The organism is Escherichia sp. E4702, assembly GCF_963883545.1.
Lineage (GTDB): Bacteria > Pseudomonadota > Gammaproteobacteria > Enterobacterales > Enterobacteriaceae > Escherichia.
On record NZ_CAWORF010000011.1, the window covers coordinates 142123 to 166564 of the forward strand.

The window sequence follows — 24442 nt, forward strand, 5'->3', positions numbered from 1 at the left end:
TTATTTCATAAATTGGTCAGTGTCAAAAGGAATAATTTATTTCTTTTAGAAGATATTATTTTAGTATATATGTTTTAAATATTTCTTATTTACAATTAATCATTATCTACAATCACAATATGTCTTTTAATGATGGCGTGTTATTTCTCACAGGCTGTCAGATTATGAATAAAAAACGGATTGTTTTTATCAGGAAAGGATATCTACTAATTATTCCAGCCGTCGTTGCTTGCGTGTTTACGCGTGCAAACGCAGCGTCGCAGGTTCTGGCTTCATGTCAGGGTGTTAATGTTACTGCCAGTTGTCGGGCCAGCTATCAAAGCCTTTCAGGTAGTACACAGACCTGGAATGTTGCTGACGGGCAATGGCTTGTTTTTTCCTCTATGGCAAATGATGCCAGTGGAGGCGCGGTATTTTTACAACAAGGTGCTGATTTCACATTATCAGCACAAGGCGGAACAGGGATGACTCTGTTTGAAAATAATGCCGTGAGCGGTGAATATAATAATGGCGGAGCTATCTTTGCAAAAGAAAACTCAACGCTGAACCTTACTCAGGTTATTTTTGATAATAACATCGCTGGAGGTTATGGAGGGGCGATCTACTCTGCGGGAACAAATGACGCTGGTGATATTGATCTTAGCATTACCAATGCTGTATTTACGGATAATGTTGCTAATGATGGTAAAGGTGGCGCAATTTATTCGATTAATAATAATGTCTACTTAAATAACACTGTTTTTGATAATAATCAGGCATATACATCAACAAGTTACAGTGATGGTGATGGTGGAGCCATCGATATTACTGATAATAATAGCGATAAAACACACCCATCAGGATTTACCGTAATTAACAATACTTCGTTCATAAATAACACTGCTGAAGGTTATGGTGGCGCAATTTATACCAGTAGCACGACTTCTCCTTATCTTATTGATATCGCTGTTGATGACAGCTACAGCCAGAACGGGGGCGTATTAGTAGATGTGAATAACAGCGCCTCCGCTTATGGTGAAGACGCTTCGGCAGCAGCTGGAGGCTTTCTGTATACAGGGTCAAGTGAAATCCGTTTTGATGTTGCGGCTGATAAAACCTTGATCATTGGCAGTACAAAAAATGATGGGGCTATCGACTCCATTGCGGGGACTGGCGTTATTACCAAAGCCGGAGCGGGAGAACTGGTACTTAACGCTGATAACAATGATTTTACCGGCGAGATGAGAATTAAAAACGGTGAAGTCACGCTAGGGCGGAATAATTCGCTGATGAATGTGGGTGACAGCCAGTGCCAGAGCAATCCTCAAGATTGTTATGGACTGAGCGTTGGCAGTATCGGACACACAGATAATCAGGCAGAGCTTAACGTCGGTTCGACTCAGCAAACATTTGTACATTCGTTAATGGGTTTTCAGAATGGCACTTTAAATATTGACGCTGGCGGCAATGTTACCGTCAACCAGGGCGGTTTTGCCGGAACTATTCAGGGGGAAGGGCAACTCACGATTGCTGAAAACGGCAGCTATGTGCTGGCGGGGGCGCAGTCGATGGCGCTGACTGGCGATATTGTGGTGGAAGATGGCGCAATCCTCTCGCTTTCGGGTAACGCCACGGACCTTGCGGATATGCAGGACGATCCGCAGTCCATCGTGTTAAACGGCGGCGTATTGGATCTCTCCGATTTCACTACCTGGCAGAGCGGTACGTCAGAGAACGATGGTCTGGAAATCAGTGGCAGCGGCGGTACGGTGATTGGTCAGCAGGATGTTGTCGATCTTTACGGTGGCGATGATCTGCATATTGGCGATGACGGGAATAATGGTGTTTATGTGGTGGTGGATGCAGGTGACGGGCAGGTCAGCCTGGCAAATGACAATCAATACCTCGGCACAACACAAATCGCTTCCGGTACGCTGGTGGTGAGCGACAACTCTCAGCTTGGTGATACCCACTATAACCGCCAGGTTATCTTTACTGATAATCAACAAGATAGCACGATGGAGATTACCTCCGACGTTGACACGCGTTCAGATGCGGCAGGCCACGGACGTGATATCGAAATGCGCGCCGATGGTGAAGTGATGGTGGATGCGGGTGTAGACACGCAGTGGGGCGCACTGATGGCTGACAGCAGCGGGCAGCATCAGGATGTGGGTAGCACATTGACTAAAACGGGGGCTGGCACGCTGGAGCTGACTACCAGCGGTACGACGCAGTCGGCGGTGAGAGTAGAAGACGGCACCCTGAAAGGCGATGTTGCGGATATCTTTCCTTATGCTTCGTCACTGTGGGTCGGTGACGGGGCTACGTTCGAGACTGGCGCGGATCAGGATATTCAGTCTATTGATGCTACTTCCAGCGGCACTATCAACATCAGCGATGGTACGGTTTTGCGCCTGACTAGTCAGGATACTTCCGCCGCACTGGATGCCTCGCTGTTTAGCGGCGACGGTACGTTGGTGAATGCCACCGATGGCGTGATGTTGACAGGTGAGCTTAATACCAACCTGGAAACCGACAGCCTGACTTATCTTTCAGACGTGACGGTCAATGGTGATCTGACCAATACGTCCGGTGCGGTTAGCCTGCAAAATGGCGTCGCTGGCGATACGCTGACGGTAAACGGTGATTATACCGGCGGCGGTACGCTACTGCTCGATAGCGAATTAAACGGCGATGACTCAGCAAGCGACCAACTGGTGTTGAACGGTAATACTGCTGGCAACACGACCGTGGTGGTTAACCCCATTACCGGGATTGGTGAGCCGACATCTACAGGCATTAAAGTGATTGATTTCGCAGCCGATCCCACGCAATTTCAAAACAATGCGCAGTTTAGTCTGGCGGGCAGCGGCTACGTCAATATGGGCGCTTACGACTATACGTTGGTGGAAGATGATAATGACTGGTATCTGCGTTCGCAAAAAGTCACTCCGACGCCACCACCCGATCCGGATCCGACTCCCGATCCCTCGCCGGATCCTGATCCAACACCCGACCCGGAACCTACACCCGCTTATCAGCCTGTGCTGAATGCCAAAGTTGGGGGATATCTTAATAATTTGCGGGCGGCAAATCAGGCATTTGTGATGGAGCGACACGATCACGCTGGTGGCGATGGTCAGACGCTGAATTTACGTGTTATCGGCGGAGATTATCATTACACAGCAGCAGGGCAGTTGGCCCAGCATGAAGACATTTCTACGGTACAGCTTAGCGGCAACCTGTTAAGCGGAGACTGGGGCGATGATGGCCAGTGGATGCTAGGGGCCGTAGGTGGCTACAGTGATAATCAGGGGGACAGTCGCTCAAACATGACCGGAACTCGCGCCGATAACCAGAACCACGGTTATGCTGTTGGGCTGACCTCAAGCTGGTTTCAGCACGGTAGTCAAAAACAAGGGGCATGGCTGGATAGCTGGCTGCAATATGCCTGGTTTAGCAATGATGTTTCTGAACAAGGTGATGGTGCGGATCATTACCATTCGTCGGGGATCGTTGCTTCGCTGGAAGCCGGCTATCAGTGGTTACCGGGGCGTGGTGTGGTGATTGAACCGCAGGCGCAGGTGATTTATCAGGGCGTGCAGCAGGATGATTTTACCGCCGCTAACCATGCGCGGGTGTCACAATCGCAGGGCGATGATATTCAGACGCGGCTGGGATTACACAGCGAATGGCATACTGCGCTTCATATCACGCCAACGTTGGATTTGAATTATTATCACGATCCCCATTCGACGGAAATTGAAGAAGATGGTAGCCAAATCAGCGACGATGCGGCGAAGCAGCGTGGTGAAATAAAAGTGGGAGTAACGGGCAATATCAGTCAGCGAGTTTCGCTGCGTGGCAGCGTGGCGTGGCAGAAAGGAAGCGATGATTTTGCCCAGACGGCCGGGTTTTTGTCGATGACGGTGAAATGGTAATCGCTGTCCGCCCGGCATCGTTGCCGGATGCGGCATCAACGCCTTATCCGGCCGACGGGGAGCATTTGTAGGCCTGATAAGACGCGGCAAGCGTCGCATCAGGCATTGGCGCGGTTGCCGGATGAATCCAAACAACAACCTTACTTATTCTGCGTGTGCAGCATATAGTTCACATCTACGCCGGGGCCGAGCTTAAAGGAATTAGTGATCGGGTTGTAATGCAGCCCAGTGATATGCCGCTCTTTTAAACTGGTTTGATCCACCCAGCCCAGCAATTCTGCCGGTTTAATAAACTTCTTCACGTCGTGCGTGCCTTTAGGCACCATGCGCAAAATATATTCAGCGCCGACCACCGCCATTAGCCACGACTTGCCATTACGATTAAGCGTGGAGAAAAAGACATCGCCACCCGGTTTTACCAGTTGTGCACAGGCTCTGACCACTGACTGCGGATCGGGAACGTGTTCCAGCATCTCCATGCAGGTCACCACATCATACTGCCCGGCATGTTTTGCCGCGTGTTCTTCCACGGTTTCCTGTACGTACTCTACCTGAATACCGCTTTCCAGCGCGTGCAGCTTTGCCACCTGCAATGGCTCAAAGCCCATATCCAGACCGGTCACCGTCGCGCCTTCGCGCGCCATACTCTCGGCCAGAATGCCGCCGCCACAACCGACATCGAGCACCTTTTTGCCAAATAAACCGCCAGCACGCTCGGCAATATAGCCCAGACGCAGCGGGTTAATGCGGTGCAGTGGTTTGAACTCGCCTTCCAGATCCCACCAGCGGGAGGCGACGGCTTCAAATTTAGCGATCTCTTCGTGGTCTACGTTATGGTTTACCGGCGATTTTTCGGCATTCATTGGCACTTCTACTCCGTAATTGGCAAGACAATCGAGTATATCAGGCATTGGATGTGAATAAAGCGTATAGGTTTACCTAGATCTTCGCGGCTGTGTTATAATTTGCGACCTTTGAATCCGGGATACAGTAGAGGGATAGCGGTTAGATGAGCGACCTTGCGAGAGAAATTACACCGGTCAACATTGAGGAAGAGCTGAAAAGCTCCTATCTGGATTATGCGATGTCGGTCATTGTTGGCCGTGCGCTGCCAGATGTCCGAGATGGCCTGAAGCCGGTACACCGTCGCGTACTTTACGCCATGAACGTACTAGGCAATGACTGGAACAAAGCCTATAAAAAATCTGCCCGTGTCGTTGGTGACGTAATCGGTAAATACCATCCCCATGGTGACTCGGCGGTCTATGACACGATCGTCCGCATGGCGCAGCCATTCTCGCTGCGTTATATGCTGGTAGACGGTCAGGGTAACTTCGGTTCTATCGACGGCGACTCTGCGGCGGCAATGCGTTATACGGAAATCCGTCTGGCGAAAATTGCCCATGAACTGATGGCCGATCTCGAAAAAGAGACGGTCGATTTCGTTGATAACTATGACGGCACGGAAAAAATTCCTGACGTCATGCCGACCAAAATTCCTAACCTGCTGGTGAACGGTTCCTCCGGTATCGCCGTAGGTATGGCAACCAACATCCCGCCGCACAACCTGACGGAAGTCATCAATGGTTGTCTGGCGTATATCGATGATGAAGACATCAGCATTGAAGGGCTGATGGAACACATCCCGGGTCCGGACTTCCCGACGGCGGCAATCATTAACGGTCGTCGCGGTATTGAAGAAGCTTACCGTACCGGTCGCGGCAAGGTATACATCCGCGCCCGTGCAGAAGTGGAAGTCGACGCCAAAACCGGGCGTGAAACCATTATCGTCCACGAAATTCCGTATCAGGTGAACAAAGCGCGCCTGATCGAGAAGATTGCGGAACTGGTAAAAGAAAAACGCGTGGAAGGCATCAGCGCGCTGCGTGACGAGTCTGACAAAGACGGCATGCGCATCGTGATTGAAGTGAAACGCGATGCGGTCGGTGAAGTGGTGCTCAACAACCTCTACTCCCAGACCCAGTTGCAGGTTTCTTTCGGTATCAACATGGTGGCATTGCACCATGGTCAGCCGAAGATCATGAACCTGAAAGACATCATCGCGGCGTTTGTTCGTCACCGCCGCGAAGTGGTGACCCGTCGTACCATTTTCGAACTGCGTAAAGCTCGCGACCGTGCGCATATCCTTGAAGCATTGGCCGTGGCGCTGGCAAACATCGACCCGATCATCGAACTGATCCGTCATGCGCCTACCCCTGCAGAAGCGAAAACCGCGCTGGTTGCTAATCCGTGGCAGCTGGGCAACGTTGCCGCGATGCTGGAACGTGCTGGCGACGATGCTGCGCGTCCGGAATGGCTGGAGCCAGAGTTCGGCGTGCGCGATGGTCTGTACTATCTGACCGAACAGCAAGCCCAGGCGATTCTGGATCTGCGTTTGCAGAAACTGACTGGCCTTGAGCACGAAAAACTGCTCGACGAATACAAAGAGCTGCTGGATCAGATCGCGGAACTGTTGCGTATTCTGGGTAGCGCCGATCGTCTGATGGAAGTGATCCGTGAAGAGCTGGAGCTGGTTCGTGAACAGTTCGGTGACAAACGTCGTACTGAAATCACCGCCAACAGTGCAGACATCAACCTGGAAGATCTGATCACTCAGGAAGATGTGGTAGTGACGCTCTCTCACCAGGGCTACGTTAAGTATCAGCCGCTTTCTGAATACGAAGCGCAGCGTCGTGGCGGGAAAGGTAAATCTGCCGCACGTATTAAAGAAGAAGACTTTATCGACAGGCTGTTGGTGGCGAACACCCACGACCATATTCTGTGCTTCTCCAGCCGTGGTCGCGTCTATTCGATGAAAGTTTACCAGTTGCCGGAAGCCTCTCGTGGTGCACGCGGTCGTCCGATCGTCAACCTGCTGCCGCTGGAGCAGGACGAACGTATCACCGCGATCCTGCCGGTGACCGAGTTTGAAGAAGGCGTGAAAGTCTTCATGGCGACCGCTAACGGTACTGTGAAGAAAACCGTCCTCACCGAATTCAACCGTCTGCGTACCGCCGGTAAAGTGGCGATCAAACTGGTTGAAGGCGATGAGCTGATCGGCGTTGACCTGACCAGCGGTGAAGACGAAGTAATGCTGTTCTCCGCCGAAGGTAAAGTGGTGCGCTTTAAAGAGTCTTCTGTCCGTGCGATGGGCTGCAACACCACCGGTGTTCGCGGTATTCGTTTAGGCGAAGGCGATAAAGTCGTCTCTCTGATCGTGCCTCGTGGCGATGGCGCAATCCTCACCGCAACGCAGAACGGTTATGGTAAACGTACCGCAGTGGCGGAATACCCAACTAAGTCGCGTGCGACGAAAGGGGTTATCTCCATCAAGGTTACCGAACGTAACGGTTTAGTGGTTGGCGCGGTGCAGGTAGATGATTGCGACCAGATCATGATGATCACCGATGCCGGTACGCTGGTACGTACTCGCGTATCGGAAATCAGCATCGTGGGCCGTAACACCCAGGGCGTGATCCTCATCCGTACAGCGGAAGATGAAAACGTAGTGGGTCTGCAACGTGTTGCTGAACCGGTTGACGAAGAAGATCTGGATACCATCGACGGCAGTGCCGCGGAAGGGGACGATGAAATCGCTCCGGAAGTGGACGTTGACGACGAACCGGAAGAAGAATAATTTCATCGCTTCATGACAGAAGGGAGTAAACATCCCTTCTTCGAAATGAAAAGTCCAGGCTGCAAAGTCTGGGCTTTTGTCGTATTAGGGCGCGCTAAAGGGCGAGTTCGTTCGTCAAAAATGACGGTTATACACAAGGAATGTGGCAATGAGCGGTGAAAAAAAGGCGAAAGGCTGGCAGTTTTATGGCCTTGTAGGTGTCGGTGTTGTTGCGCTCCTTTCCGCGGGCGTCTGGGCATTGCAATACACTGGCAGTGGTCCAGAAAAAACGTTGTCGCCGCTGGTGGTGCACAATAATTTGCAAATCGATCTCAATGAGCCTGACCTCTTTCTCGATAGCGACTCTCTAAGCCAGCTTCCCAAAGATCTCCTTACTATTCCTTTTCTCCACGATGTCCTGAGTGAAGATTTCGTTTTCTATTATCAGAATCATGCCGATCGTCTGGGCATTGAAGGCAGTATTCGCCGCATTGTCTATGAACACGATCTCACGCTGAAAGATAAGCTCTTTTCGTCACTCTTAGACCAGCCCGCGCAGGCGGCACTGTGGCACGATAAACAAGGCCATCTTTCACATTACATGGTGCTTATCCAGCGTAGTGGCTTGAGCAAGTTGCTGGAGCCATTGCTGTTTGCTGCTACCAGCGACAGCCAATTAAGCAAGACGGAAATCAGTAGTATTAAGCTAAATAGTGAAACCATCCCTGTTTATCAGTTGCGCTATAACGGCAATAACGCCCTGATGTTCGCGACATATCAGGACAAGATGCTGGTGTTTTCCAGCACGGATATGTTGTTTAAAGATGACCAGCAGGATACCGAAGCCACAGCGATCGCAAGTGATTTGTTGAGCGGTAAAAAACGCTGGGAGGCCAGTTTTGGCCTGGAAAATCGTACTGCCGGAAAAACGCCAGTACGCCAGCGCATCGTGGTTAGCGCAAATTTGCTGGGTTTTGGCTACCAGCGATTAATGCCTTCTTTTGCTGGCGTGCGCTTTGAAATGAACAACGACGGCTGGCATAGCTTTCTGGCGTTAAATGATGAATCCGCAAGCGTAGATGCCAGTTTCGATTTTACGCCGGTATGGAGCAGTATGCCTGCCGGGGCCAGCTTCTGCGTGGCGGTGCCTTACTCGCACGGTATTGCTGAAGAAATGCTCTCACAAATCGCTCAGGAAAACGACAAGTTGAACGGAGCTTTAGATGGTGCCGCCGGGCTGTGCTGGTATGAAGACTCAAAATTGCAAACCCCGCTGTTTGTTGGTCAGTTTGATGGCTCAGCCGAACAGGCGCAATTGCCAGGGAAACTGTTTACCCAAAATATTGGTGCTCGTGAAAGCAAAGCGCCAGAAGGTATATTGCCGGTAACCCAGACTCAGCAGGGTGAAGCGCAAATCTGGCGTCGCGAAGTGAGTTCCCGATACGGTCAGTATCCGAAAGCACAGTCAGCGCAACCCGATCAATTAATGTCGGATTATTTTTTCCGCGTGTCGCTGGCGATGCAAAACAAAACGCTGCTTTTCTCCCTCGATGACATGCTGGTTAATAACGCGCTGCAAACACTGAATAAAACCCGCCCTGCAATGGTGGATGTGATACCCACTGATGGTGTCGTTCCGCTCTATATCAATCCACAAGGAATGGCGAAACTGCTGCGTAACGAAACGTTGACCAGTCTGCCGAAGAATCTCGAACCGGTTTTTTATAACGCCGCACAAACTTTATTAATGCCGAAGCTGGACGCTTTATCGCAACAGCCTCGTTATGTCATGAAGCTGGACCAGATGAAACCGGGCGCCGCCTGGCAATGGTTACCAATCAACTGGCAGCCATTATGAGGCGTGGACTGCTGGCACTGCTTTGCTGGCTGTGTTGTTTTTGCGTTCAGAGTGAAATGCTGAATGTCGAACAATCGGGGCTGTTTCGTGCCTGGTTTGTGCGCATTGCGCAGGAACAGCTACGCCAGGGGCCAAGCCCACGTTGGTATCAACAGGATTGCGCAGGTCTGGTGCGCTTTGCAGCGAACGAGTCGCTGAAAGTTCACGATAGCAAATGGCTTAAAAGTAACGGTCTGTCAAACCAGTATCTACCGCCAGAAATGACGCTAACACCTGAGCAACGACAACTGGCACAAAACTGGAACCAGGGGAACGGGAAAACCGGACCCTATGTGACCGCGATTAATTTGATTCAGTATAACAGCCAGTTTATTGGCCAGGACATAAACCAGGCGCTGCCTGGCGATATGATTTTTTTCGATCAGGGCGATGCCCAGCATTTAATGGTCTGGATGGGGCGTTACGTCATCTACCACACCGGAAGCGCCACGAAAACTGACAACGGAATGCGCGCAGTCAGTCTGCAACAACTTATGACATGGAAGGACACCCGATGGATACCCAACGATTCCAATCCCAATTTCATTGGCATTTATCGTTTAAATTTTCTGGCGCAATAGCGGCCTGCCTGTGCCTGTGCCTGTGCCTGTCTCTTGTGGGAACAGGGCTTGTTAATGCTGACGATTCGCTTCCTTCCAGCAACTATGCGCCGCCAGCCGGGGGAACGTTCTTTTTGCTCGCTGACAGCAGTTTTAGCAGCAGCGAAGAGGCGAAAGTGCGGCTAGAAGCGCCGGGGCGCGATTATCAACGTTATCAGATGGAAGAGTACGGCGGCGTGGATGTTCGCCTGTATCGTATTCCTGATCCGATGGCATTTCTGCGTCAGCAGAAAAACCTGCACCGCATTGTAGTACAACCGCAGTATCTGGGTGACGGTCTGAACAATACGCTAACCTGGCTGTGGGATAACTGGTACGGCAAATCTCGCCGTGTCATGCAGCGTTCTTTCTCTTATCAGTCACGGCAGAATGTGACCCAGGCATTACCGGAATTGCAGCTCGGCAATGCCATCATCAAACCTTCCCGTTATGTACAAAACAGCCAGTTTTCACCGCTGAAGAAATATCCACTGGTGGAACAGTTCCGTTATCCACTATGGCAGGCAAAACCGGTTGAGCCGCAGCAAGGGGTAAAACTGGAAGGCGCATCCAGTAACTTCATCTCGCCGCAGCCTGGCAACATCTATATTCCTCTCGGCAAACAAGAGCCGGGGCTGTATCTCGTCGAAGCGATGGTGGGTGGTTATCGGGCAACAACGGTGGTGTTTGTCTCCAATACCGTGGCGTTGAGTAAAGTGTCGGGTAACGAGCTTCTGGTGTGGACCGCTGGCAAAAAGCAGGGGGAAGCGAAGCCTGGATCAGAAATCCTGTGGACTGACGGTCTTGGCGTGATGACCCGAGGCGTCACCAATGACAGCGGCACCTTGCAGTTACAACATATATCGCCTGAACGTTCATACATTCTGGGTAAGGATGCTGAAGGCGGCGTTTTTGTCTCCGAGAACTTCTTCTACGAAAGCGAAATCTACAACACCCGCTTGTATATCTTTACCGATCGCCCTCTATACCGCGCAGGCGATCGTGTCGATGTTAAAGTGATGGGCCGCGAGTTCCACGATCCGTTGCATTCATCCCCTATCGTCAGCGCACCGGCGAAGCTTTCAGTGCTGGACGCCAACGGCAGCCTGTTGCAAACCGTCAATGTCACGCTGGATGCGCGCAATGGCGGGCAGGGTAGTTTCCGCCTTCCAGAAAATGCCGTTGCCGGAGGTTATGAGTTACGCCTGGCTTACCGCAATCAGGTCTACAGCAGTAGTTTTCGCGTAGCCAACTACATCAAACCACATTTTGAGATTGGCTTAGCCCTCGACAAAAAAGATTTCAAAACTGGCGAAGCGGTCAGCGGCAAATTGCAACTGCTCTATCCGGATGGCGAACCGGTAAAAGATGCCCGCGTGCAGTTAAGTTTGCGCGCCCAACAACTTTCGATGGTCGGTAACGATTTGCGTTATGCCGGGCGCTTCCCTGTGTCGCTTGAAGGCAGTGAAACAGTTTCAGACGCCAGCGGTCATGTGGCGTTAAATCTTCCCGCAGCAGATAAACCGAGCCGCTATTTACTGACTGTCTCTGCCAGCGACGGCGCGGCATATCGTGTTACCACAACCAAAGAGATCCTCATTGAACGCGGTCTGGCGCATTACTCTCTAAGCACCGCCGCACAATACAGTAATAGCGGCGAGTCGGTTGTTTTCCGTTATGCCGCGCTGGAATCTTCAAAGCAGGTTCCTGTTAAGTATGAGTGGTTACGTCTGGAAGACCGAACAAGCCACAGCGGAGATCTACCGTCTGGCGGTAAATCCTTCACCGTTAATTTCGAAAAACCTGGCAACTACAATCTGACATTACGCGATAAAGACGGCTTAATTCTCGCCGGGTTAAGCCATGCCGTCAGCGGTAAGGGCAGCACGGCGCATACTGGCACGGTAGATATCGTGGCGGATAAAACGCTGTACCAGCCAGGCGAAACCGCGAAGATGCTGATTACCTTCCCGGAGCCAATTGATGAAGCGTTATTGACGCTGGAACGCGATCGCGTGGAACAGCAGTCGCTGCTATCGCATCCGGCAAACTGGCTGACGCTACAACGCTTAAACGATACCCAGTATGAAGCCCGCGTTCCGGTGAGCAATACCTTTGCGCCCAACATCACTTTTTCGGTGCTGTATACCCGTAACGGTCAGTACAGTTTTCAGAACGCCGGGATCAAAGTTGCCGTTCCTCGGCTGGATATCCGGGTGAAAACGGACAAAACCCATTACCAGCCAGGTGAACTGGTCAATGTCGAATTAACCTCGTCGCTGAAAGGTAAACCTGTTTCTGCGCAGCTAACGGTTGGTGTGGTCGATGAAATGATCTACGCGCTGCAACCGGAAATCGCGCCGAATATCGGCAAATTTTTCTATCCGCTGGGGCGTAACAATGTACGCACCAGTTCCAGCCTGTCATTTATCAGCTACGATCAGGCGCTCTCCAGCGAGCCGGTTGCGCTTGGGGCGACTAACCGCAGCGAGCGGCGAGTAAAAATGCTTGAACGTCCACGGCGTGAAGAGGTGGATACCGCGGCATGGATACCGTCGCTAACCACGGATAAACAAGGCAAAGCGTACTTTACATTCCTGATGCCGGATTCGTTAACGCGCTGGCGCATTACCGCTCGAGGGATGAACGGCGACGGACTGGTCGGGCAGGGGCGTGCGTATTTGCGCTCGGAAAAAAATCTCTACATGAAGTGGAGTATGCCAACGGTGTATCGCATGGGCGACAAACCGGCGGCAGGGCTGTTTATCTTCAGTCAGCAGGATAACGAACCGGTAGAGTTGGTGAGTAAATTTGCGGGCGACGAGATGCGCCAGACGCTGACACTGCATAAGGGGGCGAACTATATTTCGCTGGCGCAGAACATTCAGCAATCTGGCTTGTTAAGCGCAGAACTGCAACAAAATGGGCAAGTGCAGGACAGCATTAGCACAAAACTGTCTTTTGTTGATAACAGCTGGCCCGTTGAACAGCAGAAAAACGTCATGCTCGGTGGTGGCGATAACGCGCTGATGTTGCCCGAGCAGGCGAGTAATATCCGGCTGCAAAGTAGCGAAACACCGCAGGAGATTTTCCGCAACAATCTTGATGCGTTAATAGAGGAACCCTGGGGGGGCGTGATCAACACCGGTAGCCGTCTGATCCCGCTCAGTCTTGCCTGGCGTTCGCTTGCCGATCATCAAAGTGCCGCCGCTAACGACATTCGTCAGATGATTCAGGATAACCGTCTGCGGCTGATGCAACTGGCGGGGCCAGGAGCGCGCTTTACCTGGTGGGGTGAAGATGGCAATGGCGATGCATTCCTCACGGCATGGGCATGGTACGCCGACTGGCAGGCCAGCCAGGCGCTCGGCGTAACGCAACAACCGGAATACTGGCAACATATGCTCGACAGCTACGCGGAGCAGGCGGATAACATGCCGTTATTGCATCGGGCGCTGGTGCTGGCGTGGGCGCAGGAGATGAATCTGCCGTGCAAAACGTTGTTGAAAGGGTTGGATGAAGTTATCGCCCGGCGCGGAACTAAAACAGAAGATTTCTCTGAGGAAGACACCAGCGATATCAATGACAGTTTGATCCTCGATACACCGGAATCTCCGCTGGCAGATGCGGTGGCAAACGTCTTAACCATGACGTTGCTGAAAAAAGCGCAGTTGAAGTCCACTGTGATGCCACAGGTTCAGCAATATGCGTGGGATAAAGCGGCAAACAGCAATCAGCCGCTGGCGCACACGGTTGTGCTGCTCAATAGCGGTGGCGACACCACCCAGGCGGCCGCTATTTTAAGTGGTTTGACCGCTGAGCAATCCACTATTGAGCGCGCGCTGGCCATGAACTGGCTGGCGAAATATATGGCGACGATGCCTCCAGTTGTGTTGCCTGCGCCTGCGGGCGCATGGGCCAAACATAAGTTAACCGGAGGGGGCGAATACTGGCGTTGGGTTGGTCAGGGCGTGCCGGAAATTCTCTCTTTGGGTGACGAATTACCGCCGCAAAACGTGCAGGTCCGCTGGCGTGAACCGGCAAAAACGGCTCAACAAAGTAATATTCCGGTGACCGTTGAACGCCAGTTGTATCGGCTTATCCCCGGTGATGAAGACATGAGTTTTACGTTGCAGCCGGTGACCAGCAATGAGATTAACAGCGATGCGCTGTATCTCGATGAAATCACCCTTACTAACGAGCAGAATGCATCTCTGCGCTACGGTCAGGTAGAAGTCCCACTGCCGCCGGGAGCCGATGTTGAACGGACAACGTGGGGAATATCGGTCAATAAACCCAACGCCGCGAAACAGCAGGGGCAATTGCTGGAAAAAGCGCGTAATGAAATGGGCGAACTGGCCTATATGGTGCCGGTGAAAGAACTGACGGGAACGGTCACTTTCCGCCATCTGCTGCGCTTCTCGCAAAAAGGGCAATTCGTTCTGCCGCCTGCTCGCTATGTGCGTTCCTATGCACCTGCGCAGCAAAGTGTTGTGGCAGGTAGCGAATGGACCGGGATGCAGGTGAAATAAGTGAACTGGCGCAGAGTCGTTTGGCTATTAACGCTGGTTACCCTGCCGACGTTTGCACAGGAGACGCCGTTACAACTGGCGCTGCGGGGCGCGCAGCATGACCAACTGTATCAGTTATCGTCGTCAGGCGTGACAAATGTCTCGACGTTACCTGACACGCTCACCACGCCGTTAGGGAGTTTGTGGAAACTGTATGTTTACGCCTGGCTGGAGGATACCCATCAACCGGAGCAGCCCTACCAGTGTCGCGGAAACTCCCCGGAAGAGGTTTATTGTTGCCAGGCGGGGGAGAGCATAACGCGCGATACCGCGCTGGTACGCTCCTGTGGACTCTATTTTGCACCGCAGCGGTTGCACATTAGTGCAGATGTATGGGGGCAATACTGGCAACCGCGTCAGGCTCCGGCGTGGTTAGCATCTCTTTCTATGCTGAAACCAGAAACGTCGGTAACCGTTACATCGCTGCTTGATTCATTAGCGACGTTACCCGCGCAAAACAAAGCTCAGGACGTCTTACTGGATGTGGTGTTGGACGAGGCGAAAATCGGTGTTGCGTCTATGCTCGGTAGTCGTGTGCGGGTGAAAACCTGGAGCTGGTTTGCCGATGATAAACAGGAAATCCGCCAGGGTGGTTTTGCCGGATGGTTAACTGATGGCACGCCGCTGTGGGTTGCAGGTGGCGGCACCAGCAAAACGGTACTAACCCGTTATGCGACGGTACTTAATCAGGTTTTGCCTGTGCCGACGCAAGTTGCCAGCGGGCAATGTGTACTGGTGGATCTGTTTGCTCGCTATCCGTTGAAAAAAGTCACTGAGGAAAAGAGCTCGACGGCAGTAAAACCTGGTGTGCTCAATGGGCGTTATCGTGTGACGTTCGCCAATGGTAACCACATTACGTTTGTTAGCCGTGGTGAGACGACGTTACTTACGGAGAAGGGCAAACTGAAATTACAGTCGCATCTCGATCGTGAAGAGTATGTTGCCAGAGTTCTGGATCGCGAAGCGAAAAGCACGCCTCCTGAAGCAGCGAAAGCCATGACCGTGGCGATTCGCACGTTTTTACAGCAAAATGCCGATCGGGAAGGCGATTGCCTGACCATCCCGGACAGCAGCGCCACGCAGCGTGTTTCTGCTTCGCCAGCTACCACGGGGGCGCGAACGATGACCGCCTGGACGCAGGATCTCATCTATGCAGGCGATCCGGTTCATTATCACGGCAGCCGTGCTGCCGAAGGCACGTTATCCTGGCGTAAAGCCACGGTCCAGGCGGTGCAAGGTGAACGTTACGATCAGATACTCGCCTTTGCTTATCCCGATAACAGCCTTAGTCGCTGGGGAGCTCCACGCTCCACTTGCCAGATTTTGCCAAAAGCGAAAGCCTGGCTGGCGAAAAAAATGCCCCAGTGGCGACGCGTGTTACAAGGCGAGACGGGTTACAACGAACCAGATGTATTTGCGGTTTGCCGTTTAGCCTCGGGATTCCCCTTTACCGATCGGCAGCAGAAACGGCTGTTTATTCGTAACTTCTTTACGCTTCAGGATCGTCTTGATTTAACCCATGAGTATCTTCACCTGGCCTTTGATGGTTATCCCACCGGGCTTGATGAGAACTATATCGAAACGCTGACCCGACAATTATTAATGGACTAATGCTATGCGAAAGATTTTTCTTCCGTTGTTACTGGTGGCGCTTTCGCCTGTCGCTCACAGTGAAGGTGTGCAGGAAGTCGAGATTGATGCGCCGCTCTCTGGCTGGCATCCGGCAGAGGGCGAAGATGCCAGTTTTTCACAGTCGATCAATTACCCCGCGTCATCTGTCAACATGGCTGATGATCAAAATATCTCTGCGCAAATCCGCGGCAAAATAAAAAATTATGCTGCGGCGGGTAAAGTCCAGCAGGGGCGACTGGTGGTCAACGGTGCCAGTATGCCGCAGAGAATTGAATCCGATGGTTCATTTGCACGCCCTTATATTTTCACGGAAGGCAGTAACAGCGTGCAGGTCATCAGCCCCGATGGGCAAAGCCGACAAAAAATGCAGTTTTACTCAACGCCGGGCGCTGGAGCAATTCGCGCGCGTTTACGGCTGGTTCTCTCGTGGGATACGGACAATACTGACCTCGATCTTCATGTCGTTACGCCTGATGGTGAACATGCCTGGTACGGTAACACGGTGCTGAAAAACAGTGGTGCACTGGATATGGATGTCACGACGGGGTACGGACCTGAGATTTTCGCCATGCCAGCGCCAGTTCACGGGCGCTATCAGGTGTATATCAACTACTTTGGCGGACGCAGCGAAACGGAATTGACGACCGCCCAACTGACGCTGATCACCGATGAAGGGTCGGTCAATGAGAAACAGGAAACTTTTATTGTACCGATGCGTAATGCAGGTGAACTAACGCTGGTGAAAAGTTTTGACTGGTGAGTAATGGGGTTACCTTCGCTGTCGATGTTCAAGAAAACGCCCGATAACTTTCGCTATCGGGCGTTTTTGTTCGTTAATTCAACCGTTCAATCACCATGGCAATTCCCTGGCCGCCACCAATGCACAGTGTTGCCAGCCCCAGCGTTTTATCGCGTGCCTGCATTGCATGTAATAGTGTGACCAGAATACGAGCACCACTGGCACCGATAGGATGCCCCAGCGCGATGGCCCCGCCGTTGACATTCACTTTCTCAGGATCAAAGCCCAGGTTTTTCCCAACGGCAAGGAACTGCGCGGCAAATGCTTCATTAGCTTCGATGAGATCAATGTCTGCTAGTTGCAGCCCCGCCAGTTGTAACGCTTTTTGCGTGGCAGGTACTGGCCCCATACCCATCAATGCGGGGGGCACGCCACCGCTGGCATAACTTTTAATGCGAGCCAGGGGGGTAAGGCCTGCTGCCAGCGCCGCAGATTCTTCCATAATCACCAGAGCGGCAGCACCGTCGTTAATACCAGACGCGTTCCCGGCGGTGACTGTTCCTGCTTTATCGAAGGCCGGGCGCAATGCGCCTAACGCTTCAGCCGTAGAATCCACTTTCGGGAATTCGTCTTGACTGAAGACGAGGGTTTTCTTCCGGGTGACAACATTAACCGGGACGATTTCGGCTGTAAAAGCACCGGACTCAATTGCGGCTGCAGCTTTACGCTGTGAATGTAGCGCCAGTTCATCCTGCATTTCACGGGTAATTCCGTACTCTTTAGCCACGTTTTCGGCGGTAATCCCCATATGATAACCATGGGTGGCGCACATCAGGCCATCGCGCAGGATTACGTCATAAACCTGCCCGTTTCCCAGACGATAACCAGAGCGTGCTTTTGCATCGAGTAAGTAGGGCGCTAAACTCATATTTTCCATACCCCCCGCCACAATGCTCTGTGCCTGACCTGCCTGAATCGCCTGTGCAGCAAGCGCCACGCTTTTCAGACCTGAACCGCACACTTTGTTGACCGTGAATCCGCACACCGTTTCAGCTAGTCCGCTTTTTAGCAGCGCCTGACGTGCCGGATTTTGCCCCAGCCCGGCTTGCAACACGTTACCCATAATCACTTCATCAACGTGTTGTGAATCGATTTTTGCGCGTTCTATAGCGGCCTGGATCACCGTTGCCCCCAGGTCGATGGCGCTGGTGGAGGCGAGTGAACCGTTAAAGCTACCGATGGCAGTACGTACCGCACTGACGATGACACAATTTTTCATTTTTCTTCCTTTTATAAAGTTGCCGTCAGAACAGCGTTAAACCAATAACGAAAATGACGCCGGAGAAGAGCAGGGCAGTGATGCAATAGCCCATGATGTCGCGGACACCGAGTCCGGCTATTGCCAGTGCAGGTAGCGCCCAGAACGGTTGTGCCATGTTCATCCACTGTTCACCGTAAGCTATCGCCATTACTGATTTACCCAGATCGGCCCCTAGCGCCTGCGCGGCAGGAAGGACGAATGGCCCCTGAATAACCCAGTGTCCACCGCCAGAAGGCACGGCGAAGTTAATTAGCGCAGAGCTAAAAAAGGTCATCAGCGGGAAGGTATCTTTGTTGGCGACATTGATGAAAAATTCGGTGATCAGGCCACCGAGGCCGGAGTGTTCCATCATTAACTGGATCCCGGCATAGAAGGGGAATTGCACCAGAATCCCGGCAGTACTGCGCGCAGCCGCACTTACCGCCCGCATATAGGCCATCGGCGTTTTATGCAACAACAGACCGGCAATCATAAACATCAGGTTGACGGTGTTGATGGTGATGTTGAATCCCTTCTCGGAGAAGTACAGCACCAGATAAGCAATGCCCAGAGCACCAATAATCAACGCCAGGATGCGACTTTCTTCCAGTTTCTCTGAAGGTGGGGCGTCTGCAGGGAGCTTCTTCTGGAAATCCGCTTCTTCCAACAACAGCTTCGGATCGATACTCACCACGTCGGAAGGCTTAGGCGTCATCATGCGGGTGATAAACGGCATCACCACAATCAGGGCCAGGGTGATAAAGATGTTGTAGCCAGTAAACAGGGTATCGCTGACCGGAATTAACCCTGCGACGTGCTCAACGGGATTCCCCGGTGTTGCTGCCAGTAGCGGCATTGAGCCGGAAAAACCACCGCCCCAGGTGAGAAAGCCGATATAGGCGCAAGCGATCAACAACGGATAGTCGGAACCTGGTACCCGACGTGCAACTTCGCGAGCAAACATTGCGCCAACCACCAGACCGAATCCCCAGTTGATTACGCAGGCGACGGAACCAAAAAAGGTGACTAACATGACCCCTTGGGTAGGCGTTTTGGCTGCTGACGCCGCAGTACGTAACAAACTTTTCACCGGACCAGAACTGGCGAGTGCATGTCCGGTCACGATGATGAGCGCCATCTGCATCCCGAATGCCAGCAGATTCCAGAAGCCGTCACCCCATAGTTTCACCATGCTGAGAGGGGTTTGTGGCGTTAACCAGAGAGCTACGGCAAAGGTGATTAATGTCAGTAGCATGGCGAAGATCAGGGGATCGGGAAGCCAGCGACTGACAAAGCGCGTCATAAAACGCGAGATGCGACCGATCATAGCGCCCCCTGTGGGAGCAAAAGATCATCAGCTACGGTGAACTGCGCTTCAGTTTTGGCACGCACAGTTTCTAAATCACAACCTTCGGCAATTTCAGTGAGCCACATCTTGCCATCGATAAAGCGGAACACCGCCAGTTCTGTCACCAGCATATGAACTGCGTGAAGCGCGGTTAGCGGCATGGTGCATTGACGTAATATTTTTGCTGAACCATCTTTGGCGCAATGTTCCATGGCAATGATCACTTTGCGCGACCCGGTCACCAGATCCATCGCACCACCCATACCAGGCACCATTTTTCCTGGCACGACCCAGTTGGCGAGATTGCCTTGTTCATCGACCTGTAAGCCACCGAGTACACAGGCATCAATATGACCACCACGGATTAGCGCAAATGACATGGCGCTATCAAACATGGCTGCACCGGGTAAAACACCGCACGGTTGCCCGCCAGCGTTTACCAGATCGGGATGCGCTGTCGTGACCGGGCCTAAACCGAGGAAGCCGTTTTCCGATTGCAGAGTGATATGAATACCCTCCGGTAAATAATTGGCGACCATTGTGGGTAAACCGATCCCTAAGTTAACGATGTCACCATCACAAAGTTCCTGCGCCACGCGGCGCGCAATACGTTGTTTCGCGTCCATTATTTGCTCTCCTGTGGAATGATGATGTGGTCGATAACAGCGCCGGGGGTGATAATGTGGTCAGGTTGCAATTCGCCGGTGTCGACCAGTTCGTCGGGTTCCACCAGCGTGATGTCTGCTGCGAGAGCAATCAGGGGGTTAAAGTTGCGGGCGCTGAGTTGGTAGGTGAGGTTTCCGAGTGCGTCGCAACGGTGGGCGCGGATCAACGCCAGGTCTGCCCGCAATGGACGTTCAAGCAACCAGGTTTTGCCATCGAGGGTGAGCGTTTGTTTGCCTTCTTCGACGACGGTGCCGACACCGGTTGGGGTGAGAAAACCACCAAGTCCGGCACCGCCACAGCGAATTTGCTCAATCAATGTACCTTGCGGTACGAGAACGACCTCCATTTCGCCAGAAATCATGCGCCGTCCGGTTTCCGGGTTAGTGCCAATATGTGAAGCGATGACTTTGCTGACCCGACCGTTGACAATCAGCGGGCCAGTACCAGTATCAATAAATGCCGTGTCATTGGCGATTAAGGTCAGATCCCTGACACCGGATTCCAGTAATGCCTCAACGAGGCGGGGAGGCGTGCCAATTCCCATAAAACCGCCAACCATAATGGTCATGCCATCACGAAAGAAGCTGGCGGCGTCCTCTATGCTCATCAATTTTGTTTTCATTTTTTATCCCTCTTGAATACACCGTTGTGGGTACACAGAAGGCATAGCAAGGGGAGTGCCAGAATGAAATTATGCGGAAATAATTTCTAATATATTGAAAATATTGAAATAAAAAGGAGGATGGTGGTGAGGGGATATTGCACTGCTATGCAGGATTTTGCGCACTGTGCAAATTTCTGCATAGCAGTTTTTGTCTTACGCACCGACTGGATCAATGCCGTATTCTTGCAGTTTGTACATTAACGCACGGCGACTGATACCGAGCATCAGCGCGGTGCGAGTACGGTTTCCTTCCTGTTGCTCCAGCACTTCAATAATGATCCGTTTCTCTTCGCGCTTAATTTCTTCTTTGAGATTGCGCTCGCCCGGTGGCGAGCTTTTCACATCGTGATTCATACAGACAGGCTGGCGAAATTGTGGTGGTAGATCTTCTGCAAAAATCACCGGCCCCGAGTTCATTACCACCGCGCGCTCAATGACGTTAGAAAGCTCACGGATATTGCCAGGCCACGACCAGGCGGTAAGCAATGACATTGCGCTGGGGTCGATTTCGATAATATCGCGTTGGTTTTCGCTACTGAATTTTTGCAAAAAATGATTGGCTAAGAGGGAAATGTCTTCTCGTCTCTCGCGAAGTGGCGGCAACATTAAATGAATCACGTTGAGTCGATAAAAGAGATCTTCACGGAAAGTTCCTTCTTTTACCATCGCGTCCAGGTTGCGATTGGTAGCGGCAATGATGCGAATATCGACTTTGATGGTTTGATGGCCGCCTATGCGTTCAAATTCCCTCTCCTGCAAAATGCGCAACAATTTAGCCTGCAATACCAACGGCATTTCACCAATTTCATCAAGGAATAATGTGCCGCTGTCGGCACGCTCAAACAGTCCCTGGCGCAGGGTCAGTGCACCGGTAAATGCGCCTTTTTCATGACCAAAAAGTTCGCTTTCCAGCAGGGATTCTGGTAGCGCGGCACAGTTAATTTTAATAAATGGCCCATTGGCGCGGCGGGAGTTGTAATGGATCGCCCGGGCAATCAGCTCCTTACCAGTACCGCTTTCGCCACTGACTAACACGCTGGCCTGCGAGAGGGCAATTTTTGCCGTGTCTTTGCAGATCGCCTTCATGACCGGGCTACTGGTTAATATATGGCCCCACTGCCAACTGGCACTTAGCGCTTGATGTAGCTGGCGAATCTCTTTTTTCATTGACTGCAACTGCAATGCGCGCTGCACGACCAGGTTCAGCTCATCCAGATCAAACGGTTTGATGACGTAATCAAACGCACCACTGCGTAAGGCTTCTACTGCCGTTTCGACTTCGGCATATGCGGTCATCAGGACAATGGGCGTGCGTGGATTATGACCACGCATCGCTTTTAACGCACTGATACCATCCATTTCCGGCATACGGATATCCATCAGCACCACGTCCGGTTGCACACGGGTGAACAGTGGCAATGCTTCATTGCCGTTACAGGCGCAATGAGTGTCATACCCCTGCAAAGAAAAAGCGGTGGATAGCATGCGACGCACATTCTCTTCGTCGTCAACAATCAGGATTCGGTAAACAGCATTCATAAGGGCAAATTTTCCTGCGGATCAATCGGTAAGATAAGGGTGAATGTGGCACCGCAGCCGGGCAGGCTGGCGACGCGAATATCGCCCTGGTGCGCATTAATAATTCGTTGGCTTAAGGCAAGGCCAAGTCCTGTGCCGGACGCTTTAGTGGTAAAGAAGGGATCAAAGATTTTTCTCTGTAGAGACAGCTCGATGCCGCAGCCGTTGTCTTCAATCGTGATCGCCTGCTGGTTGGCCGTATACATCCATGTGCGAATGCGGATTTCACCCCGTGCGGTGATAGCTTGCACGGCATTGATCAACATATTCAGGATTACCTGCTTGAGCAGTTCCCGATCAGCCACGATCGCTGTTAGTGAAGGATCAAGCTCTGTAATAAAGTCGATCCGTGCCTGTACGCCGGAGGTTTGGGCAAGGATCAGCGTCTCTTCGATCAGGGCATTGAGATACACTTGCTGCCACTGACTTTTACGTGGGCGGGAAAAATCCAAAAGCTGCTGAATAACTTTGTTAATCGAATCAATCTCATTCAGTACAATTGACAGATATTCCTGATGTTCTGGCTGAGGTGTCTGTTGGCGAATGATTTGCACGTAACCCCTGATGGCGGTGAGAGGATTGCGTACTTCATGCGCTACGCCTGCCATCAGTTCCCCAAGGGTGGCGAGTCTTTCTGTCTGCGCCAGTCGCCGTTGGCTTTCTTTACGTGCCGTCAGATCGGAGAAAATCACTAAAGCGCCAATCATGTCTCCATGTCCGTCATGGATTCGGCTGGTGGTGGCGCTGATTTCAATGGTTCGGTCGCGTCCGGGATAGCTGATTTCCAGCGCCATATGTTCGATACCATGCGCCAGCGTATCAAGAACCGGACTATAAAAATGGGTGTTGGCAAAGAGGGTGGCGTAAGGCTGGCCTACCAGTTCCTGACGTTTGTATCCGGTGATGGCTTCCGCTGCAGGATTCATGGTGATCACATCGCCTTGTCGGTCAATGGCAATCACTGCATCGGCGGCATTTTCAATAATCAGGTCATTGAGTGTTTTCGATTCACGAAGCGCGTCGGCAAGGTTATTCACACAACGGCTGATTTGCCCTAGTTCGCCAGGTAGCGGTGGCAATTGCGTCGGATTATTCTGCGCCAGCGTCGACAGACCCGCAGTGATGATATCGATGTTGGCGCTTAAACGGCGAGAAAAAAGCACAATCAACAGCAGGCTAATCAGCAGACCGGCAGAAAGGACAATGATTATCCGCACGTCCATTTTCCATGCCTGACGACGAATATCCTCTGTTAATTCATTCGCCCAGATATAACCAAGCACGATGCCCTGGCGTTCTATTGGGATCATGGAATTCATAATATCGCCGCGGACTTGCCTGCCGGAAAAGAGTTGTGGCGTGTTGGTTTGCATGACGATATTGCCGGGATGATCCGGGGTGATACTAATACCTACATTGCTTTGATAGAGTGCCGATGGGGCATAAGTGATAATTGCGTCCAGTTCTTTGTGGTAATAGCCAGCCCCGACACCGGGAAAAGCTTGGGTAATACGTTCGGTAATAGGAGCCAACTCATGATTCAGCGCCCGGATGCGTGCCTCACGAGGCAGATGTTGGTAAAGCGCAAAGCGTTCTTCCAGTGCGGCGTTCAGCAACTGCACAACCGCCGCTAATTTTTTCTCTTTTTCAGATAAGACCGCTGACCGACCCTCAGTTTCTACGATATAACCAATAGATAGCGTCGGAATGATGACCATCAGGATTGCCATCATAATGAGCTGGTTGCGCAGACGACGTGGGTACAACCACTTCAGAGAGTGCATGCTGGGTATCCGGGTTGTTTTTCAGGCAAACGACGATTATCAGGGGTTAAGGTAATGATTTCTCGGCGGTGTATCATATTCCAGAGAAGAGAGAACATTGCGGTGACACGCTTTTACCGCTACCT

General features: G+C 51.9%; 14 protein-coding genes. 7 read left to right on the forward strand and 7 right to left on the reverse strand.

What is annotated here, in order from left to right; genetic code table 11:
- The first annotated feature begins 164 nt into the window (after positions 1 to 164).
- The gene (yfaL, locus tag AACU94_RS05130; protein ID WP_135489045.1) at positions 165 to 3923 is read left to right on the forward strand and encodes an AIDA-I family autotransporter adhesin YfaL/EhaC; all 3759 of its coding nucleotides are present in this window, start codon (positions 165 to 167) and stop codon (positions 3921 to 3923) included.
- 140 nt (positions 3924 to 4063) lie between these two features.
- Here the strand turns inward: yfaL and ubiG are convergent, their stop codons facing one another.
- Positions 4064 to 4786: a bifunctional 2-polyprenyl-6-hydroxyphenol methylase/3-demethylubiquinol 3-O-methyltransferase UbiG gene (gene ubiG, locus AACU94_RS05135; protein ID WP_000990772.1), complete on the reverse strand. Its 723-nt coding sequence runs from the start codon at positions 4784 to 4786 to the stop codon at positions 4064 to 4066.
- Between the two features lie 146 nt (positions 4787 to 4932).
- Here ubiG and gyrA point away from each other — a divergent pair, with 146 nt between their 5' ends.
- The 6 genes from gyrA (at position 4933) to AACU94_RS05165 (ending at position 16998) form a co-directional block, all read left to right on the forward strand.
- Positions 4933 to 7560, forward strand: coding sequence for a DNA topoisomerase (ATP-hydrolyzing) subunit A (gyrA, locus tag AACU94_RS05140; RefSeq protein ID WP_001281237.1), 2628 nt, complete (start codon positions 4933 to 4935; stop codon positions 7558 to 7560).
- A gap of 148 nt (positions 7561 to 7708) precedes the next feature.
- Complete coding sequence (locus AACU94_RS05145) at positions 7709 to 9397, forward strand: DUF2138 domain-containing protein (RefSeq protein WP_135489046.1); 1689 nt, start codon at positions 7709 to 7711, stop codon at positions 9395 to 9397.
- Entirely contained in the window at positions 9394 to 10017 is a 624-nt protein-coding gene (locus AACU94_RS05150; RefSeq protein WP_135489047.1) for a DUF1175 domain-containing protein, read from the forward strand. The genes AACU94_RS05145 and AACU94_RS05150 overlap by 4 nt, the downstream gene beginning before the upstream one ends.
- A gap of 35 nt (positions 10018 to 10052) precedes the next feature.
- Entirely contained in the window at positions 10053 to 14567 is a 4515-nt protein-coding gene (locus AACU94_RS05155) for an alpha-2-macroglobulin family protein (RefSeq protein WP_205713091.1), read from the forward strand.
- Positions 14568 to 16217 (forward strand): YfaQ family protein, encoded by a 1650-nt coding sequence (locus tag AACU94_RS05160; RefSeq protein WP_135489048.1) that lies wholly within the window; start codon positions 14568 to 14570, stop codon positions 16215 to 16217. It begins immediately after the preceding gene.
- Between the two features lie 4 nt (positions 16218 to 16221).
- Positions 16222 to 16998, forward strand: a complete 777-nt coding sequence (locus AACU94_RS05165) for a YfaP family protein (protein WP_135487508.1) — start codon at positions 16222 to 16224, stop codon at positions 16996 to 16998.
- Positions 16999 to 17071: 73 nt separating this feature from the next.
- Here the strand turns inward: AACU94_RS05165 and atoB are convergent, their stop codons facing one another.
- The 6 genes from atoB to atoS form a co-directional block, all read right to left on the reverse strand.
- The gene (gene atoB, locus AACU94_RS05170; RefSeq protein ID WP_135489049.1) at positions 17072 to 18256 is read right to left on the reverse strand and encodes an acetyl-CoA acetyltransferase; all 1185 of its coding nucleotides are present in this window, start codon (positions 18254 to 18256) and stop codon (positions 17072 to 17074) included.
- 25 nt (positions 18257 to 18281) lie between these two features.
- Positions 18282 to 19604 (reverse strand): TIGR00366 family protein, encoded by a 1323-nt coding sequence (locus AACU94_RS05175; RefSeq protein ID WP_130217052.1) that lies wholly within the window; start codon positions 19602 to 19604, stop codon positions 18282 to 18284.
- The gene (locus AACU94_RS05180; RefSeq protein ID WP_135404799.1) at positions 19601 to 20251 is read right to left on the reverse strand and encodes a 3-oxoacid CoA-transferase subunit B; all 651 of its coding nucleotides are present in this window, start codon (positions 20249 to 20251) and stop codon (positions 19601 to 19603) included. Before AACU94_RS05180 ends, AACU94_RS05175 begins: the two co-directional genes overlap by 4 nt.
- The gene (gene atoD, locus AACU94_RS05185; protein ID WP_130257496.1) at positions 20251 to 20913 is read right to left on the reverse strand and encodes an acetate CoA-transferase subunit alpha; all 663 of its coding nucleotides are present in this window, start codon (positions 20911 to 20913) and stop codon (positions 20251 to 20253) included. The genes AACU94_RS05180 and atoD overlap by 1 nt, the downstream gene beginning before the upstream one ends.
- Before the next feature lie 195 nt (positions 20914 to 21108).
- Positions 21109 to 22494, reverse strand: coding sequence for an acetoacetate metabolism transcriptional regulator AtoC (gene atoC / locus AACU94_RS05190; protein WP_135489050.1), 1386 nt, complete (start codon positions 22492 to 22494; stop codon positions 21109 to 21111).
- Entirely contained in the window at positions 22491 to 24317 is a 1827-nt protein-coding gene (atoS, locus tag AACU94_RS05195) for a two-component system sensor histidine kinase AtoS (protein ID WP_135489051.1), read from the reverse strand. Before atoS ends, atoC begins: the two co-directional genes overlap by 4 nt.
- Between the last annotated feature and the right edge of the window lie 125 nt (positions 24318 to 24442).